Origin of the sequence: Amycolatopsis sp. WAC 04182 (assembly GCF_003947465.1) — a bacterium.
GTDB lineage: Bacteria > Actinomycetota > Actinomycetes > Mycobacteriales > Pseudonocardiaceae > Amycolatopsis.
Genome location: NZ_QHJJ01000003.1, coordinates 922,259 through 939,951, shown reverse-complemented (window position 1 = coordinate 939,951; position 17,693 = coordinate 922,259). Strand labels below are relative to the sequence as shown.

The 17,693-nt window shown below is 70.5% G+C and carries 17 protein-coding genes; 7 read left to right on the top strand and 10 right to left on the bottom strand.

What is annotated here, in order from left to right; genetic code table 11:
* Positions 1 to 79: 79 nt before the first annotated feature.
* The 5 genes from DMH01_RS18115 to DMH01_RS18095 all read right to left on the bottom strand — a co-directional run bounded on the left by DMH01_RS18115 (position 80) and on the right by DMH01_RS18095 (position 5,849).
* Entirely contained in the window at positions 80 to 1,366 is a 1,287-nt protein-coding gene (locus tag DMH01_RS18115) for a lipase (protein ID WP_125678220.1), read from the bottom strand.
* A 100-nt stretch (positions 1,367 to 1,466) separates the two neighbouring features.
* Complete coding sequence (locus DMH01_RS18110) at positions 1,467 to 2,408, bottom strand: TAXI family TRAP transporter solute-binding subunit (RefSeq protein ID WP_125678218.1); 942 nt, start codon at positions 2,406 to 2,408, stop codon at positions 1,467 to 1,469.
* On the bottom strand, positions 2,405 to 3,808 hold the full coding sequence (locus DMH01_RS18105) for a HAMP domain-containing sensor histidine kinase (RefSeq protein WP_125678216.1): 1,404 nt from the start codon (positions 3,806 to 3,808) through the stop codon (positions 2,405 to 2,407). The genes DMH01_RS18110 and DMH01_RS18105 overlap by 4 nt, the downstream gene beginning before the upstream one ends.
* A gap of 3 nt (positions 3,809 to 3,811) precedes the next feature.
* The gene (locus DMH01_RS18100; RefSeq protein ID WP_125678214.1) at positions 3,812 to 4,480 is read right to left on the bottom strand and encodes a response regulator transcription factor; all 669 of its coding nucleotides are present in this window, start codon (positions 4,478 to 4,480) and stop codon (positions 3,812 to 3,814) included.
* 10 nt (positions 4,481 to 4,490) lie between these two features.
* Entirely contained in the window at positions 4,491 to 5,849 is a 1,359-nt protein-coding gene (locus DMH01_RS18095; protein WP_125678212.1) for an MFS transporter, read from the bottom strand.
* A 190-nt stretch (positions 5,850 to 6,039) separates the two neighbouring features.
* On the opposite strand from DMH01_RS18095, the gene fabG reads away from it, so the two are divergent.
* Both fabG and fabI read left to right on the top strand, forming a co-directional pair.
* The gene (gene fabG, locus DMH01_RS18090) at positions 6,040 to 6,744 is read left to right on the top strand and encodes a beta-ketoacyl-ACP reductase (RefSeq protein WP_016334125.1); all 705 of its coding nucleotides are present in this window, start codon (positions 6,040 to 6,042) and stop codon (positions 6,742 to 6,744) included.
* 50 nt (positions 6,745 to 6,794) lie between these two features.
* A complete protein-coding gene (fabI, locus tag DMH01_RS18085; protein WP_125678211.1) occupies positions 6,795 to 7,562 on the top strand; it encodes an enoyl-ACP reductase FabI in 768 nt (255 codons plus the stop codon).
* Between the two features lie 205 nt (positions 7,563 to 7,767).
* On the opposite strand, the gene DMH01_RS18080 is transcribed toward fabI, so the two are convergent.
* The 3 genes from DMH01_RS18080 to DMH01_RS18070 form a co-directional block, all read right to left on the bottom strand.
* Positions 7,768 to 8,172, bottom strand: a complete 405-nt coding sequence (locus tag DMH01_RS18080) for a nuclear transport factor 2 family protein (protein ID WP_125678209.1) — start codon at positions 8,170 to 8,172, stop codon at positions 7,768 to 7,770.
* An 8-nt stretch (positions 8,173 to 8,180) separates the two neighbouring features.
* On the bottom strand, positions 8,181 to 9,362 hold the full coding sequence (locus DMH01_RS18075) for a Cmx/CmrA family chloramphenicol efflux MFS transporter (RefSeq protein ID WP_125678207.1): 1,182 nt from the start codon (positions 9,360 to 9,362) through the stop codon (positions 8,181 to 8,183).
* Positions 9,363 to 9,435: 73 nt separating this feature from the next.
* Positions 9,436 to 10,020 carry a TetR/AcrR family transcriptional regulator gene (locus tag DMH01_RS18070; RefSeq protein ID WP_125678205.1) on the bottom strand — a complete coding sequence of 195 codons (585 nt, stop codon included), beginning with the start codon at positions 10,018 to 10,020 and terminating at the stop codon, positions 9,436 to 9,438.
* 85 nt (positions 10,021 to 10,105) lie between these two features.
* Here DMH01_RS18070 and DMH01_RS18065 point away from each other — a divergent pair, with 85 nt between their 5' ends.
* Positions 10,106 to 11,152: a ferrochelatase gene (locus DMH01_RS18065; RefSeq protein ID WP_125678203.1), complete on the top strand. Its 1,047-nt coding sequence runs from the start codon at positions 10,106 to 10,108 to the stop codon at positions 11,150 to 11,152.
* A 48-nt stretch (positions 11,153 to 11,200) separates the two neighbouring features.
* Here the strand turns inward: DMH01_RS18065 and DMH01_RS18060 are convergent, their stop codons facing one another.
* Positions 11,201 to 11,797, bottom strand: a complete 597-nt coding sequence (locus DMH01_RS18060) for a TetR/AcrR family transcriptional regulator (protein ID WP_125678201.1) — start codon at positions 11,795 to 11,797, stop codon at positions 11,201 to 11,203.
* Positions 11,798 to 11,884: 87 nt separating this feature from the next.
* Between DMH01_RS18060 and DMH01_RS18055 the strand changes: the two genes are divergently transcribed.
* Together DMH01_RS18055 and DMH01_RS18050 are read left to right on the top strand one after the other, a co-directional pair.
* A complete protein-coding gene (locus DMH01_RS18055) occupies positions 11,885 to 12,769 on the top strand; it encodes an alpha/beta fold hydrolase (protein WP_125678199.1) in 885 nt (294 codons plus the stop codon).
* The gene (locus DMH01_RS18050; RefSeq protein WP_233621580.1) at positions 12,751 to 13,386 is read left to right on the top strand and encodes a VC0807 family protein; all 636 of its coding nucleotides are present in this window, start codon (positions 12,751 to 12,753) and stop codon (positions 13,384 to 13,386) included. Before DMH01_RS18055 ends, DMH01_RS18050 begins: the two co-directional genes overlap by 19 nt.
* A 4-nt stretch (positions 13,387 to 13,390) precedes the next feature.
* Here the strand turns inward: DMH01_RS18050 and DMH01_RS18045 are convergent, their stop codons facing one another.
* Entirely contained in the window at positions 13,391 to 14,188 is a 798-nt protein-coding gene (locus DMH01_RS18045) for a hypothetical protein (protein ID WP_125678197.1), read from the bottom strand.
* A gap of 134 nt (positions 14,189 to 14,322) precedes the next feature.
* Between DMH01_RS18045 and DMH01_RS18040 the strand changes: the two genes are divergently transcribed.
* Together DMH01_RS18040 and DMH01_RS18035 are read left to right on the top strand one after the other, a co-directional pair.
* The gene (locus DMH01_RS18040; RefSeq protein WP_125678195.1) at positions 14,323 to 15,720 is read left to right on the top strand and encodes a sigma 54-interacting transcriptional regulator; all 1,398 of its coding nucleotides are present in this window, start codon (positions 14,323 to 14,325) and stop codon (positions 15,718 to 15,720) included.
* Positions 15,717 to 17,675, top strand: a complete 1,959-nt coding sequence (locus tag DMH01_RS18035) for a VWA domain-containing protein (RefSeq protein ID WP_125678193.1) — start codon at positions 15,717 to 15,719, stop codon at positions 17,673 to 17,675. The genes DMH01_RS18040 and DMH01_RS18035 overlap by 4 nt, the downstream gene beginning before the upstream one ends.
* The last annotated feature ends 18 nt before the right edge of the window (positions 17,676 to 17,693 follow it).

Sequence of the window (17,693 nt, the reverse complement as noted above, 5' to 3'; positions counted from 1 at the left end):
GGCTGAAGGGCGCTTTCACCGCATCCCACGCGGTGAAAGCGCCCTTCGCCCGATCACATGCGGGGAAAGTCCCTTTCGGCTACTCGATGAAATCGATATTCGGGTGGCGCGGCGACTCGCCGTCGAACAGGTGCCGGTCACGGCCCTTCAGGTGCAGATCGAAGAACGCGCCGATGTAGTCCCGTTGCGCGGCCAGCGATCGGCGGGGATCGATCGTGCCGATGACCGCCTCGCGCTTCTCCGGCGCCACTCGCGAGCCGAGCTGCGGCACCACGATCTGCAGATCGCTGTACGCCATGTGCGTGCTTCCGCCGCGCAGCAGCAGGTCTCGCTTCCAGCCCCGCTGGTTGGCCCAGAAATCCGCCCAGCTGCGGTCGAAGTCGGGCTGCTTGTGCGTGTGCTCCAGCGGTTTGCCGTTCTCGTCGACGCCCTCGGCGCCCATCAGCAGGAACGGCCGGTCGAGACCGCGTTTCGTGACCTCGCCGGGCACGTAGGCACTGCCCGGCGGGTAGCCGAACGCGGTCGCCATCGCGCCGTCCAGGTTGATCCCGGCGTCGATCCGGCGGTCGTGCACCATCGTTTCGCCGGAGGTGAATCCGCCGTAGGAATGCCCGTAGGCACCGACCCGGGACAGGTCGAGCGACCAGCCGAGGCCGCGGGGGAGCTGCCGCTTCTCCGCGTCGGGATTCTCGCCACGGCCGATCCTCGCGAGCTGGTCCAGAACGAAGCGGAAGTCACCGACGCGGGCGTCGAGCGCCTTCTTCATGAAGTCGGGTCCCTCGCCCGGCGGAACGGCCGTTTCGAGCCGGCTGCCGGGGAACTCGACCGCGGCGCTCTCGTAGGTGTGCGAGAGCGAGACGACGACGTAGCCGCGGCTGGCCAGATCGTCGACGATCGCCGAGTACGTCTCCCGCGGCCCGCCGAAACCGGGGGAGAAGAGCGCGATCGGCTTGGGCGCGCCGTGCGCCGCGGGGACGCCGATCTCGGCACGCCGCTTCGCCGACGCCCAGTCGATGGAGCCGACCGGGAGGCCGAGGTAGTCCTCGCCGGACAGCGCCTGGTCGATGACGGCGCTCATCCCCGGCGTGAGCCACGGAGCGCGCGGTCCGTCGGCGAACCGGTCCGCCGGATAGGTGACGGTGGCCATGAGCTCCCGGCGCCGTTCCGGTTTCCACGGATCGGGGCGGGACAGGTCGACGAGGTGGAGGTCGGTCGTGCCGACTTCGTACGGGCCGGTGAGGGCGGGTGCGGTGAGCTTGGCCTGGTCGGCCGCGACGGCGGGGGCCGCCGTGGCGAGTCCGCCCGCGAGCGCGAGGCCCGCGATCAGCGCCGAACCCCGCACCGCCCTGGTGTGTCTCGATGACAATGCTGGAGTCCTTCCGGATCGGGGCGGCCCGATGGCCGCCTGGTTCCGACCCTGGCAGCGCCCTGGTGCTACGCGCATCCCTCTCAAGATGGAGCCCGGATCACCCGTGCAGGGCACGGTAGGCCGAGGCGGCTCCGGGATGCAGCGGGACCTTGCCGGTGCCGATCAGCGTTCGGACGTCGAGGAACTGCGTTCCCACCGCGGCGGCCGGGACGAGATCGGCGGCGTGCCCGGCCAGCACCCGCGCCACCGCGGCCGCGACGTCGTCGGGCAGCGAAGGAGCCGCCAGCAGCAGGTTCGCGACGCCGATCGTCCGCAGCTCGCCGACCCCCTGATAGGCCTGCGCCGGCACATGGACCTGGTCGTACACCGGGCCGTAGCCCGCGCGCAGGGCGGGGAGGTGGGCGTCCAGCGGGAGGAGGGTGATCGGCGTGGTCCGGTTGAGCTCGGTGAGCGCGGGCGTCGGGATCCCGCCGGACCAGAGCAGCGCGTCGACCTCGTGCGCCGCCAGCGCGTTGATCGCTTCACCCAGAAGCAGGTTCTTCGCCTTCACCGGGACTTCGGCGCGGGCGAACAGACGCGTGCTGAACACCGCGACGCCGGATCCGCTCGCGCCCATCGCCACCGGCCGCCCGGTCAGATCGGCGAGCGAGCGCACTCCGCCGTCCGCTCGGACCACGAGCTGGTGGTAGTTCTCGTAGATGCGGCCGATGGCCGAGAACGCGATCGGGACGGAGAACGGATCCGCGCCGGCGAACGCGGACTCGGCGACGTCGCCGAGGACGAGTCCGAGATCGGCCCGGCCGTCCCGCAACCGCCGCAGGTTCTCGACACTGGCCTCGGTGGCGACGGCCGTCGCGCGGAGCCGCGGTTCGGCCACGTTCAGCTGCTGGGCCAGCAGTTCCGCGAAGGCGAGGTAGAAACCGCCGCTCTCGCCCGCCGCGATGACGACCTGGCGTTCCGGTCCCCGGTAGCCCGCGGTCGAACAACCCGCGAGCGTCGCGAGCCCGGCGAGGAGAGCGGTGCGCCTGGTGACGGTCACGGCCTTTCCCCTGTCGCGAGAGGGAGTTCGACACGGACTTCGAGCCCCTGCGGTTGGGCTTCGCGCAGTTCGAGTTTCCCGCCCCGGGCGAGCACGTGCTGGCTCGCGATCGCGAGGCCGAGGCCCGTTCCGCGCGGCGCGCCGTCACCACCGGCGCGCCAGAACCGTTCGGTCGCGCGTTCACGGTCCTCAGTGGACAGTCCAGGTCCGTTGTCGGAGACGAAGAACGTGGCCGTCGTGTCTCCGGTTTCGTAGCCGGTGGTGATCGTCGCGCCGCGTCCCGCGTAGTGCACCGCGTTGTCCAGCAGGACATCCAGGACTTGAGCAAGCTCGCTTTCCGTGCACCGCACCGGCACCGGTTCGTCGTGGCCTTCCGCCGCCGCGAGGTTCGCTCCCGCGTCTTCGGCCGAAGGACGCCATGCGTCGACCCGTTCGGCCAGCACGGCCGGAAGGTCGCAGGGTTCGTCACCGGACTCACCGGCGGCGAGCCGGGTCGCGGCGCTTTCGGCGAGCGCCAGCGCGAGCAGGCCGTCGAGCAGGGACTCCAGTCGTTCGACCTCCGCGACGGTCGCGCGGTAGGCCCGCTGGCCGTCCCCGTCGACCTGCGCGGCCAGTGAGTCCACGCGCAACCGCAAGGCGGCCATGGGATTGCGCAGCTGGTGGGACGCGTCCGCGACGAGCCGCCGCTGCTGTTCGGACGCCTCGACGACGGCATCGGACATCCGGTTGAACGACGTCGCGAGGGAACGCAGCTCGCGGGGCCCGGCCCGGGCGGGAACCTGGGCGCGATGCCCCTCCGTCACCGCCTGCACGCCGGTCTCCAGTTCGTGCAGCGGCCGCACCATCCAGCGGGCCAGCAGGACCGCGAGCAGCACGAACACCGCCGCGACCAGCACCGCGCCCGCGACGATCGCGGCCCAGCGGGCGGCGACGTCGGCCGCCGTCGTGGTCACCGAAGCGCGTAGCACGACCACGCCGGCCACCCTGGTCCCGGTGCCCACCGGACGGGCGAAATGGACCGGATCCGCCGACCACGGGCTCAGCTGCTCCGGTCCCTTCGCGGGCTGATTGCGCAGTGCGGCCTCGACGAGCGAGCGGACCACCGGCTCCGCGGCCGTCATCCCGCCGGTTTCGACCAGCGGCACCCCGCGTGCGTCGACCACCACGACGGCCTCGCCGTATAACGACGAATACCGCTCGGCGTCGACCGCCAGCGCGGTCGGGTCGGCGGCGTCGACGGCTTGCTGCGCCAGGACGACGAACCGGTCGACGTCGGCGTTGCGGGCGATCACGAGCTGCTGGGTCCGCTGCGAGGCGGTCGACCCGAACAGCGGGATCGCGAACGCGGCGACCACGGTCAGCGCGAGCGCGACGAGGACGACCAGCAGCCGGGCGCGCACCGGTCAGTCCCGGCCCAGCCGGTAGCCGAAACCGCGGATCGTGGTCAGCAGTCCCGGCCGGTCGAGCTTCGCGCGCAACTGGGTCAGGTGCACGTCGAGCGAACGGGAGACGGCGAGATACGCGTCGCCCCAGACCTCGTCCATCAGCTGCTGACGGCTCACCGCGGTACCCGGCCGGGCGGCGAGCACGGCCAGTACGGCGAACTCCTTGGCGGTGAGCCCGATGTCGTTCCCGTCGACCAGCACGCGCCGCGCGCCGAGATCGATCTCGACGTCCTCGATCCGGACGACGCCGTCCTGGGGCGCCGCGGAGACGGCCGCACGGCGCACGACCGCGTCCATCCTCGCCAGCAGTTCGGCCAGGCGGATGGGTTTGGTCAGGTAGTCGTCGGCGCCGAGCCGCAGCCCGCGCACCACGGACCGTTCGTCCCCGCTCGCGGTGAGCACGAGCACCGGCACCGGAGAGACCTGCCGGACCTTCCTGAGCACGTCGAGCCCGTGCATGTCGGGCAGATTGAGATCCAGCAGGATCACGTCGGCCGCGCGATGCCGGTGCAGCGCGTCGCTGCCGCGGATCGCGTGGGAGACGGTGTGGCCGCGCGTTTGCAGCGCTTCGGCGAGCGCGTCGGCGACACCGGCGTCGTCCTCGACGAGCAGCACCCGCACGGCCACACCTTCCCGCCTAGCCTTCGCGGCCGGACACGAGCTCGGGCTCGGGCTGCTTCTTCTTGTCCAGCTCCGAGGTCTTCGAGGTTTCCCGCATTGTGCCGTACACGATGAGCGACACGAGGACACAGCCCGCGACGTAGTAGAAGAACACCGATTCGTGACCGGCCCCCTTGAGCGCCTGCGCGATGAGCTCGGCGGTGCCGCCGAAGATCGCCACGGTGAGCGCGTAGGGGAGGCCGACACCGATCGCGCGGATCTTCGTCGGGAACAGCTCGGCCTTCACGATCGCGTTGATCGAGGTGTACCCGGTGACGATCACCAGGCCGGCCAGCATCAGCAGGAAGGCGAGCACCGGCTCCTTCGTCCCGCCCATCAGCGTCATGATCGGGACGGTCAGCAGGGTGCCCGCGATCCCGAAGAACATCAGCAGCGGGCGACGGCCGATCCGGTCGGACAGCTTGCCCGCGAACGGCTGCAGGATCGCGGCGACGAGGATCGCGCAGAACAGGATCAGCGTGACCGTCCGGCGCGGGATACCCGCGGTGTTCTCCATGAACTTCTGGCTGTAGGTGGCGAAGGTGTAGAACGACACCGTGCCGCCGAGGGTGAGGCCGACGACGAGCGCGATCTCCTTGGGGTACTTGATCAGCGCGCGCAGCGTGCCCTTGTCGCCCGCGTCCTTCCCGGTGCCGGAGGCCTTGCTCTCCTCGAAGCTGGCCGACTCGTCCATCCCGCGGCGCAGGACCATCACCACGACGGCGGCGAGCGCGCCGACGACGAAGGCGATCCGCCAGCCCCACGAGGTCAGCTGCTGTTCGGTCAGGATGGCCTGCAGCAGCAACTGGAGGCCCAGCGCCAGCAACTGGCCGCCGTACAGCGTCACGTACTGGAAGCTGGAGTAGAAGCCGCGTTTGCCCGGAGTGGCCACTTCGGACAGATAGGTCGCGGAGGTCGAATACTCGCCACCGACCGAGAGCCCCTGGATGAGCCGGGCCACCAGCAGCAGGATCGGCGCGGCGATCCCGATCGTGGCGTAGGTCGGCGTCAGCGCGATCATCAGCGACCCCGCCGCCATCAACGTGACGGAAAGCACGAGTGCGCTTCGTCGCCCGAAGCGATCGGCGAACCGGCCCAGCATCCAGCCGCCGAGCGGCCGCATGAGGAAGCCGACGGCGAACACCGCCGCGGTTCCGAGGAAGGCCGCCGTCGTGTCCTTGGTGGGGAAGAAGGACTTGGCGAAATACGTGGTGAAAGCGGCGTAGGCGTACCAGTCGTACCACTCGACCAGGTTGCCGATGGAGCCGCGCAGCACGTTGCCGACGACTCGCCTCTCGCTCACGGGCGGCGAGGATTCGCCGATCCGGGTTGTCATCTTTGACCTCCTGTGTTCCGGCTCACGGTGAACAATCCGTGACGACCGGGCAAGGTTTCGGCGCGGTTCCTAACATCCGCTTAGGACGGTCGCGGTTACCCGGAGGTAGGGGTGGCGCGGCTCGGGCGTGCACCCGGCGAGCCGATAACCTCATGCCGTCAGCGCGACAGGACGAGGCGAGGAGAGCTCTGTGGGACGGTCGGTACTGGTCACCGGCGGCAACCGCGGCATCGGTTTGGCGATCGCGAAGGACCTCGCGGCGCAGGGGCACAAGGTCGCGATCACGCACCGCGGTTCCGGAGCGCCCGAAGGCCTCTTCGGGGTGCAGGCCGACGTCACCGACGCCGAGCAGATCGACGCCGCCTTCAAGCTCGTCGAGGAGCACCAGGGCCCGGTCGAGGTCCTCGTCGCGAACGCGGGCATGACCGACGACACCCTCCTCATGCGCATGAGCGAGGAGCAGTTCACCCGCGTGGTGGACGCCAACCTCACCGGCGCGTACCGGGTCGCCAAACGCGCTTCCCGCGGCATGCTGCGCGGCAAGTGGGGGCGCTACATCTTCATCTCGTCCGTCGTGGGGCTCACCGGGTCCGCCGGCCAGGTCAACTACGCGGCGAGCAAGGCCGGTCTCGTCGGCCTCGCCCGTTCGCTCGCGCGTGAGCTGGGCTCGCGCAACATCACCTCGAACGTCATCGCGCCGGGCTTCGTCGCCACGGACATGACCGACGAGCTCGGCGAGGACCGCAAGAAGGAGATCCTCGCCCAGGTTCCCTCCGGCCGGTACGCCGAGCCGTCGGAGATCGCCGCCGCCGTCCGCTACCTCGCCTCCGAAGAGGCGGGTTACGTCAACGGCGCGGTGCTGCCGGTCGACGGCGGCCTCGGCATGGGCCACTGACGTCCCCGTTTTCCCGTACCGATCGCAAACCACTCCGGACTGGAGGTCCCGTGCCAGGACTGCTCGAAGGCAAGCGCCTGCTGATCACCGGCGTCATCACCGATGCCTCGCTCGCGTTCCACGCGGCCAAGATCGCGCAGCAGGAGGGCGCGAAGGTCGTGCTCACCGGCTTCGGCAGGCTGTCGCTCGTCGAGCGCATCGCCAAGCGTCTCCCCGAGGAGGCGCCGGTGCTGGAGCTGGACGTCACCAACCAGGAGCACCTCGACTCGCTCGCCGACCGCGTGCGTGAGCACGTCGACGGGCTCGACGGCGTGCTGCACTCGATCGGGTTCGCCCCGCAGTCGTGCCTCGGCGCGCCGTTCCTGGACGCCCCGGGCGAGGACGTGAAGGTGGCCGTCGACGTCTCGGCGTTCTCCTTCAAGGCGCTCGCCGTCGCGACGCTGCCGCTGCTCTCGCCTGGTTCGTCGATCGTCGGCATGGACTTCGACGCGCGCGTCGCGTGGCCCGTCTACAACTGGATGGGCGTGGCGAAGGCCGCGCTGGAGTCGGTGAACCGGTACCTGGCACGCGACCTCGGCCCGAAGGGGATCCGGGTCAACCTGGTCAGCGCCGGTCCGATGAAGACCATGGCGGCGAAGTCGATTCCCGGCTTCTCCGAGCTGGAGGAGGGCTGGGGCGACCGCGCGCCGCTCGGCTGGGACAGCTCCGACCCGGACCCGACGGCGAAGTCCGTCTGCGCCGTCCTGTCGGACTGGCTGCCCGCCACCACCGGCTCGATGATCATGGTCGACGGCGGAGTGCACGCCCTCGGCATCTAGGTCTCACGCGTATCAGGGCAGGACGGCCGCGGCGGTCCTTGCAAGTACATGAAGGCCCCCTTCACGGCGCTAGGCGCAAGGAAGGGGGCCTTCATGTACTTCCGGGCGCGGCAGCCGGAACTCCGGCGGCGCCGAGGTAGTGAAGGCCTCCTTCACTACCTTCAGAGTAGGTAAGGAGGCCTTCACGGACCCTGCGGGCACGCCATCAGGGCAGAACGGCCTGAGCGACGTGCCAGGAGTCCTCGAGCAGCAGGTACTTGGTGATCAGCCCGTCGTCGTTCACCTCGAACTCGATGGTGAAGGCCGTCTCGATGACCTTGCCGGTGCTGCGGATCGTCGAGCGCAGCCGGCCGATCGCGACCGCGTGTGGCCCGTCGACGAGCACGCGTTCGACATCGAACCGGTCCTTGACGAGGCCCTTGTCGAGCAGGTCGTAGAACTCGCGGATCTCCGCCGGATTCCGGCGCGGGCCGATCCACGGGACCAGCTCTGTCGCGCCGGGGATGTCCCACGCGACGCTGCCGGCGAACAGTTCAGTGGCTCCGTCGGTGTCCCCTGTGGACATTCGGCGGAAGAACTCGGCAAGGGTGGTTCGGGTTCGTTCGGACATGATTCTCCTTACTGGGTAACGGGTTCGCGGACGAGGCGGGTGTCGTCGGTGCGCTGGACTCCGGCGGCGAAGGTGAGCGCGACGACGGTGGCGACCCCGAGCCCGACGCTGAGCCACGCCACGCTGGGATAGCCGAGACCGGCGTCGATCGATTCGCCGCCGAGCCAGGGGCCGAGGGTGTTGCCGACGTTGAACGCGGCGGTCGTGCTCGCGCCGACGAGCGTGGGCGCGTTGCCCGCCACGGCGAAGGCACGGACGTTCAAAGCGGGATTGACCCCGAATCCGGCGACGCCGAACAGGAAGACGGCGAAGATCGCGACCGGGGTCGCCGGGCCGGAGACCGCGAGCAGGACCAGGGCGAGCAGGGCGACAGCGAGGCCGCCGTAGAGAGTCGCGAAAGGCCTCGCGTCGGCGAGCCTGCCGCCTGCGGTGATGCCGATCAGGGCGCCGAGCCCGAACAGCGACAGGACTCCCGGCACCCAGCTCTCCGGCAGTCCGGCGACTTCGGTCAGCAAGGGCGCGAGGTAGCTGAAAGTCGCGAAGATCATCGCCTGCGCGAGCGCGATCACCCCGAGCGCCAGCCAGAACCGGCCGCCGCGGTAGAGCCGGAGTTCGGTCGCGACATCGGCCTTGTCCTCGCCGTTCTGCGTCTCCGGGACCAGGGCGAAGACCCCGATCAGCGCGACGACGGTCAGCGCCGTGACCGCCCAGAAGGCCGCCCGCCAGCCCGCGTGCTGGCCGAGGAAGGTCCCGGCGGGCACGCCGGCGATGTTGGCGACGGTGAGCCCGCCGACCAGGATGGCCAGGGCGCGGCCACGGCGCTCGACCGGCACCAGCGCGACGGCGGTGGCCGCCGCGACCGCCCAGAATCCGGCGCAGGCGACCGCGCTGACGACGCGGGTCGCGAAGAGCAGGGCGTACCCCGAGCCCAGCGCGCCGACGACGTGCGAGATCCCGAAGACGACCAGCAGGGCCATCAGGGTGGCGCGCCTCGGCATCCGCAGGGTCGCGATCGCGAGCAGGGGAGCGCCGACGACCATGCCGATCGCGAAGGCCGAGATCAGCAGCCCTGCCTCCGGGATGCCGACGTTCAGATCGGCCGCCATCCCCGGCAGGAGGCCGGTGATCATGAACTCGGACGTGCCGAGCGCGAACACGCTCAGTCCGAGTACGCAGACTGCCAAAGGCACGGGAAGTTCCTCCAGTTTTGTATCGATCGGTCCAAAATGTGGGCAGCGTCGCGCACAAGGTTGGTTCCAGGTATTACTTCGCGGCGATCGCGTCCAGTGCGATGGCGGCGACGGACTCCATGGCCGCCCGGCCGGCGCCTCGGCGGGACATCAGCCGGAGACCGGCGACGGTGCTGTGCGCGAACTCGGCGATCGCGCCGGGGTCGCGATCGCCGTCGATCGTCCCGTCGAGCTGCCCTTCCTTGGCGCAGGCCGAAAGAAGGGCGAGATGCCGCCGGGTGTCGGCCTCGATCCGTGCCTTGACCTCGGGGTCGCGCTCGCCGAACTCGGCCACCGTGTTGACCACGAGGCAGCCCCGGCCGTGGTGCGCGACCTCCTCGTCGATCGTGTACGAGAACAGCGCGCGGAACCGCTCGGCGCCGCTCCCGGATTCCTCCAGCAACGCCGTCCTGGCCACGATCCCGCGTTCGGCGTAGTGATCGAGCGCGCGCATGAACAGTGCGTGCTTGCTGGTGAAGGTGTTGTAGATGCTGCTGCGGCCCAAGCCGGTGGCTTCGCAGAGGGCCTGTGTCGACGTGCCCTCGTAGCCGCGTGCCCAGAACGCGTCCATGGCACGCCCGATCGCGGCACGCTCGTCGAATTCCTTCGGCCTGGCCATGAAAGTGACCGTACCAGGTTTTGGATCGGTCGGTTCAAAACGGGCCGGGTCAGCGTGCGGGGCGCCACAGCGGCAAGATGGGAGGGTGGGTTACGACGCGCTGCTTTGGCTTTCGTTCGGTGGTCCCGAGGGACCCGACGAGGTGATGCCGTTCCTGGAGAACGTCACGCGGGGCCGTGGGGTCCCCCGGGAACGACTGCTCGAGGTCTCGGAGCACTACCAGCACTTCGGCGGGGTCTCGCCGATCAACCGGCTCAACCGGGACGCGATCTCCGCGGTGGAGAAGCAGCTCGCGGCCGCCGGGATCGACCTGCCCGTCCACTTCGGCAACCGCAACTGGCGGCCGATGGTCGAGGACACCCTCGCCGAGATCACCGAGGCGGGCGCTCAGCGCGTGCTGGTCTTCCCGACGAGCGCGTACGGCGGCTACTCCGCCTGCCGTCAGTATGACGAGGACATCGAGCGTGCTCGTGCGGCGGTCGGCGACGGCGCGCCGGAACTGGTGAAGCTGCGGCAGTTCTTCGACCACCCGCTGTTCATCGCCGCCTTCGCCGACGCCGTCCGCGCCGCGCACGCGAAACTGGGGAACCGGCCCGGAGTCCGCACGGTGTTCTGCGCCCACTCGGTGCCCGAGTCCGCCGACACCGCGTCCGGTCCGCCGTCGGAAGGCGGACGGCGCTACTCGCGTCAGATCGCCGAGGCCGCCCGTCTCGTCGCGGCCGAAGCGGGGATCGAGACCTACGACGTCGTCTGGCAGTCGCGCTCCGGCCCGCCGCAGGTGCCGTGGCTGGAGCCGGACATCGTCGATCACATCGACGCGCTGCACGCGGAAGGCGTCACCTCGGTGGTCGTGTGCCCGGTGGGATTCGTGTCCGATCACCTCGAGGTGATCTGGGACCTCGACAACGAGGCCGCGGAGCGGGCCGCCGAGCACGGAATGGGCTTCGCGCGGGCCGCGACGCCGGACACCGACCCGCGCTTCGCCGAACTCGTCGTGGAGCTGATCCGGGAACACACCGAGGGGCTGCCGCCGCGGAAGCTGTCGCCGTTCCCGTCGGCCGGGTGCACGGTCAACGGGGCGCCTTGCGCGATCGGATGCTGCGAGCCCGCGAAGAGGCCCGCTCGCCCTTGAAGTACATGAAGGCCCCCTTCCTTGCGTCTAGCGCAAGGAAGGGGGCCTTCATGTACTTGGCAGCTGCTGCTCACGAGAAGCGGCGATCCTCGACAGGTGGAGGTCGAGGAGGGCGATGGCCTCGTCGCCGGACCGGTAGCCGAGCAGCACCGCGTCGCCCAGGCCGGCCACGAGGGCGAGCAGGAGGTCGGCCTCGGTGTCCGGGTCGGCGGTGAGCAGGAGGTCGCCGGCGTCCTGGCCGACGGAGAGCAGGGCCGCCACCGCGTCGCGAAGCTGTCCGTGCCCGGTCCGGAAGTGGCCGGCGATCTCCGGATCCTTGAGCGCGCGCACCACGAAGGCGTTCGCGACGAGCGCGTGGTCCCGGCCCGCCTCGTCCAGGGGCAGCAAGGCGACGAGCAGGTCCCGGACGCGCGGCTCCGACTGGGTGGCGATGCGCTCCTCGATACCACCTCGCAGGGTGGTCGTCGCGTACCGCAGCATCTCGTCCCTCGACGCGAAGTAGTGCTGGACGGACCCCTTCGAGATACCGGCTTCGGCCGCGACCTCGTTCAGGCTGACCCCTTCGAGTCCCCGGTCGGCCGCGATGCGGCGAACGGCCGCGGCGATCTGCCGCCGCCGGTCCTCGTGATCGACTCGTTTGGGCACCCGTACTCCTTTTCGCAGTCCGATCGGATTGCAAACTTCTCACCAACTGTTTACAATCCGATCGTACCGTAAAAAGGAGGGGTGAGAATGAAGGTGGGCGGATTCGCGTCGCCGGAGGCACGCGCCGAGTACGAGGCCGTCTACGAACGAGGTATGGCGGCTTTGCCCGCGCCGACCGGGATCCACGACATCCGGACGGCGTTCGGGGTGGCGCGTGTGTACCGGTTCGGGCAGCCGGGTGCGACGCCGATCGTGCTGCTGCCCGGCCGCGCGGGGACCGCGGTGATGTGGGAACCCAACCTCACCGCGCTGCTCGGGCACGGCGAGGTCTTCGCGGTGGACCTCATCGGCGAAGCAGGCCGCAGCGAACAGACCGCCCCGATCCGCGACGGCGCGGACCAGGCCGCGTGGCTGAGTACGGTGCTCGCCGAGCTCGACCTGCCGTCCGTCCACCTGATCGGGTACTCGTTCGGAGGCTGGCTCGCGGCCAACCTCGCCGTTCGGGCGCCCGAACGGCTGAAATCGCTCACCGTGATCGACCCCGTGCTGACGTTCGGCGGACTGACCGCGGGACTGGTCGTCCGCGCGACGCTCACCGCGATCCCGGGAATCAACCGATGGGCACGGCCTTCGTTCCTCGACTGGATCTCCGGGGGTGCCGAAGTCGACGCCACGGATCCGGTCGCGCGGGTGATCGACGAGGGGATGCGGACCTACCGCATCGCCCTGCCGTCGCCCAGGTTGTTCACCGACGAGCAGTTGCGCTCCCTGCGGATGCCCGTGCTGGCCCTGATCGCCGGGCGCAGCGTCATCCACCACCCGGAACGCGCGGCAGCCCGTGCCCGCGAGTTCCTGTCGCGAGGTCAGGTCGAACTGTGGCCGTCGGCGACCCACGCCATCGCCGGGGAATCCGCGCCCGAGGTCAACGCGCGCGTTCTGAAGTTCCTGGCCGAATGCGAGCCGGACTCGTGACCGCCCGCGCCAAGAATCCCACGCTGTCCTTGCTGCTCTGGGACGTCGCGCTCCCGCTGGCCGCCTACTACGGGCTCCGGCTCGCCGGACAGAGCGAGCAGGTCGCGTTGCTGGCCGGGGCGGGGGTGGCGGCGGCACGGATCGCGTGGGTCGCCGTCCGGGACCGGTCCTTCGACGGCTTCGCCGCGTTGCTGGCCGGTGTGCTCGGGGTCGGGCTGGTGCTTTCGCTGGTCACCGGGGACGCGAAATTCCTGTTGCTGAAGGAATCCTTCGCCACCGCGACCGCCGCGATCGTCCTGCTGCTCAGCTGCTTCAGCCGGACGCCCATGGTGCTCGTCGCCGTGCGGGCCGGCTCCAGCGCGGCCAAACGCGCGGAGATCGACCGCCTGGCCGAGGAGGTGCCCGGCTTCCGGCGGGCGTTCACCCGGATGTCGGCGGTATGGGGAGTGGCGCTGCTGCTGGAGGCCGCGATCCGCGTGCCGCTGGTCTACACCTTGTCGGCCGACGTGATGAACGCGCTCAGCGTGGTCCTGCTGCTCGCCGTGATCGGCGGGCTGTCCCTGTGGTCCGTCCGTTATGCGGAGAAAGTCCAGAAAAAGCACACGGTGGCCACGTGAAGACCTACGGGTGCCTGTCTGCCTGCTCGGCGAACACCCGCACCGCTTCGTTGATCGCCGCGTAGCGAGCGTTGCGGACCGCTTCGGTCAGCGGCCGCAACGCCTCCGCCCGCCGGAGCGCCGCCGACGCGGAGAGCGCGCCGCCCGGATCGTCGGATTCGGCGATGGCGAGGATCGCCGCGATCTCCTGGGAACGCTGGAGCACCCGCAGCGCCCGGTTGGGCATCCCGGCGGGCCAGGGCGCGTCGGTGGCGGCCCGGAGCCGTGCCGAGATTTCCGCTCGCACACCCGGCCGCTCACTGGCGACGTCCAGTGACTGCAGCGCGCCGGCACTCGCGCGGATCGCGTCGGTCAGGCCGTGTTCGGCCTCGCCCAGCGGGCGGTACTCGAGGACGCCCGGCATGGGCACCGAGTACACCGTCCACCGCACGAGTCCTTCGGCGATCGCCTCGGGGACCACGCCGTAGCCGAGGTCCGGCAGCAGGACGGCCTCGCCGGTGCGCAGCGCGGCCTCGGTGAACGGCCCGCCGCCACCCAGGCCCCGGACGTCGCCGGGTACCGGGAGCAGCAGTTGCATGCTCTTGGCGCCTTGCGCGCGCAGGGCGAGCAGCAGCTGGACCGGGGTCGCGGCCCGGTTGAACGCGAGCGGCAGGTCGAACGCTTCGGCGGCCGCCGCGTCCGCGGCGACGAAGTCGTGGGCTTCGCCCCAGACCTGCAGGGCGTCAAGGACGTCGTCGGAGGCGGCGGCTCCGTTCAGCCACGCCGAAGACCAGACCGCAAGGGTCGCACTAGGACGGCACACCGGACTGATTTTAGTCGTGCTTCCGGCGAAACCCGGAAATGGGCGCGTTGTCGAGGGGGAGCGCGGGTGAACGTTCCGAAGCTGGAGTTGCTTCACGTCGACAGGGGCCACGCTCGCGACGTAGCGTCGAACGGGTGAACGATGTTCCCGCAAACCTGCCCCGGACCGCCGGGGACCTTCGCGCGGCGGGTCACCTGCCGCGGTCGATCAAACAAGAACTGCACGACAACCTGCTCGCCAAGCTCCGCGCCGGCGAAGACGCCTGGCCAGGGATCGTCGGGTTCTCGCGCACCGTGCTGCCGCAACTGGAACGCGCGCTGCTGGCCGGGCACGACGTCGTCCTTCTCGGTGAACGAGGCCAGGGCAAGACCCGGCTGCTGCGCACCCTCGCGGGGCTCCTCGACGAATGGACGCCCGTCATCGAGGGTGCCGAGCTGGCCGAGCATCCGCTCGACCCGATCACCCCGGAGTCGCGCCGCCGCGCCGCCGAACTCGGCGACGCCCTGCCGGTGACCTGGCGCCACCGCGACGAGCGGTACACGGAAAAACTGGCCACACCGGACACTTCGGTCGGTGACCTGATCGGTGACGTCGACCCGGTGAAGGTCGCGGAAGGCCGCAGCCTCGGCGACCCCGAGACCATCCACTTCGGACTCGTCCCGCGTGCCCACCGCGGCATCGTGGCGATCAACGAGCTGCCCGACCTCGCCGAGCGTATCCAGGTCGCGCTGCTGAACGTGATGGAGGAGCGCGACATCCAGGTGCGTGGCTACACGTTGCGCCTGCCGCTGGACGTGCTGCTGGTGTCGACGGCCAACCCGGAGGACTACACCAACCGCGGCCGCATCATCACCCCGCTCAAGGACCGGTTCGGTGCCGAGATCCGCACGCATTACCCGCTCGACGTCGAGTCGGAGATCGCCGTCGTCCGCCAGGAGGCGCATCTGGTCGCCGAGGTCGGCGAGCCGCTGCTGGAGGTGCTGGCCCGGTTCGTGCGGAACCTGCGCGAATCGCCGGTGATCGACCAGCGGTCGGGCGTCTCGGCCCGGTTCGCCGTCGCCGCGGCGGAGACGGTCGGCGCGGCGGCCCTGCGCCGGTCCGCGCTGACCGGCGAGGAACCCGCCGTGGCGCGTCCGGTCGACCTCGACGCGGTCCCCGGTGTCCTGCGCGGCAAACTCGAATTCGAGCCGGGGGAGGAGGGGCGCGAGACCGAGCATCTCGTGCACCTGCTGCGCCGGGCGGTCGCGGAGACGGCCCGCTCGCGGTTCGCCGGACTGGATCTGCTGCCGCTGGCCGACGCGGTCGAGTCCGGGCACCTGGTGTCCACGGGAGAACGCGTCCCCGGCAAGGACGTCCTCGCCGCGTTGCCGGAACTGCCCGTGCTCCACGACGTCGCCGCGCGTGCGGGCGTCGGCCCGGACGAACCGGCGGGCCGGATCGCGGCCGCGGTGGAACTGGCGCTGGAATCCTTGTTCCTGTCGAGGAAACTCGCGAAGGACTCCGACGACTCGACGACCGTCTACGGCCGATGAGCCTCCTCCCGGAAGGTTATTCGTACGGGCCGTGGGACGACGGCCCGGATCCGCTGGCGCCGCCGGCGGATCTGCGGGACGCGCTCGACGAGATCGGCCGCGACGTCATGGCGGGCGCTTCGCCCCGGTCCGCGTTGGAAGAGCTGCTGCGCCGCGGCACCCCGCGCACCGCCGGGCTCGACGAACTGACCAGGCGGCTCTGGCAGCGCCGGTCGGAGATCCAGCGGCGGCACCGGCTCGACGGCACGCTCCAGGAGGTCCAGCGGCTGCTCGACCAGGCGCTGGAGGCCGAGCGGCGCGAGCTGTTCCCCGATCCGGACGACGACGCCCGCTTCCGTGAGGCACAGCTGGACGCGTTGCCGCCGGGGACGGCGGCGGCCGTGCGCGAACTCGCCGAGTACGACTGGCGCTCGCGGGAAGGCCGGGAGAACTACGAGAAGATCCGTGACCTGCTCGGCCGTGAGCTGCTGGATTCCCGTTTCGAGGGGATGAAGGAGGCGCTGCGGAACGCCGGGCCGGAGGAGGCCGAGCGGGCGAACCGGATGCTCGCCGACCTCAACGAGCTCCTGGCCGCGCACGCACAGGGCCGGGAGGACGTCCCGGAGCGGTTCGCGGAGTTCATGCGCCAGCACGGCGAGTTCTTCCCGGAGAACCCGAAGAACGTCGAAGAGCTGATCGACGTTCTCGCCGCCCGCGCCGCGGCCGCGCAGCGGATGCTCAATTCGATGACGCCGGAACAGCGGGCCGAGCTGGCCGAGCTCTCGCAGCAGGCGTTCGGCGACCCCCGGCTCGCGCAGCAGCTGTCCACTTTGGACGCCCAGTTGCGGGCGCTGCGGCCGGGCGAGGACTGGACGTCGTCGGAACGGTTCCGGGGCAACGATCCGCTGGGCCTCGGTGAAGGCGCCAGGGCGATGTCCGATCTCGCCGAGCTGGACGCGCTGGCCGAACAGCTCGGTCAGTCCTACCCCGGCGCGAGGCTGGAGGACATCGACGTCGACGCTCTCGAACGCCAGCTCGGACCCGACGCGGGCGTCGACGCGCGGCGGTTGTCCGAACTGGAACGCGAGCTCCGGCGCCAAGGTCTCTTCGAACGTGCCCCCGATGGCACGCTCAGGTTGTCGCCCAAGGCTTTGCGGCGGCTGGGGGAGACCGCGCTCGCCGACGTCGTGAACGCGTTGCGCGGCAAGACCGGCCGGCGGGAGACGGAGTCCGCCGGGGCCGCGGGTGAGCCGACCGGTGCCACCCGGCCGTGGCGGTTCGGGGACATGCAGCCGTGGGACGTCTCCAGGACGGTCCGGAACTCGGTCCTGCGCTCGGTTTCGGTGGGTGAGCGATCGGTTCGGATGGACGTCTCCGACGTCGAGGTGATCGAGACCGAACATCGGTCGCGCGCGGCGGTGGCGTTGCTCGTGGACACGTCGTGGTCGATGGTGCAGGAGGGTCGCTGGCTGCCGATGAAGCGGACGGCACTCGCGTTGCACCAGCTGATCAGCACCCGGTTCCGCAACGACGCGCTCCAGCTGATCACCTTCGGCCGCTACGCGACGTCGGTCGAACTGGCCGAGCTGGTGGGCCTGGAGGGCGCTTGGGAACAGGGCACCAACGCCCACCACGCGCTGCTCCTGGCCGGACGGCATCTGCGGCGGCACCCCGACGCGCAGCCGGTGGTCCTGATGGTCACCGACGGCGAGCCGACGGCCCATCTGGAGCCCGACGGCACGGCGGAGTTCGACTACCCGCCCCAGCCGAGGACCCTGCTCAAAACCCTGTCCGAAGTGGACAGGATGGCGAAGCTGGGCGTGTCGGTCACGGTGTTCCGGCTCGGGGACGACCCGCGCCTGACGGAGTTCGTCGACCTCATCGCGCGCCGCTCGGGCGGCCGCGTCGTCGCTCCGGATCTGGACGGGCTCGGCGCCGCCGTGGTCGGCGACTACCTGCGGACCAGGAAGCGCTGAACTCGCTTACGCTGGCGC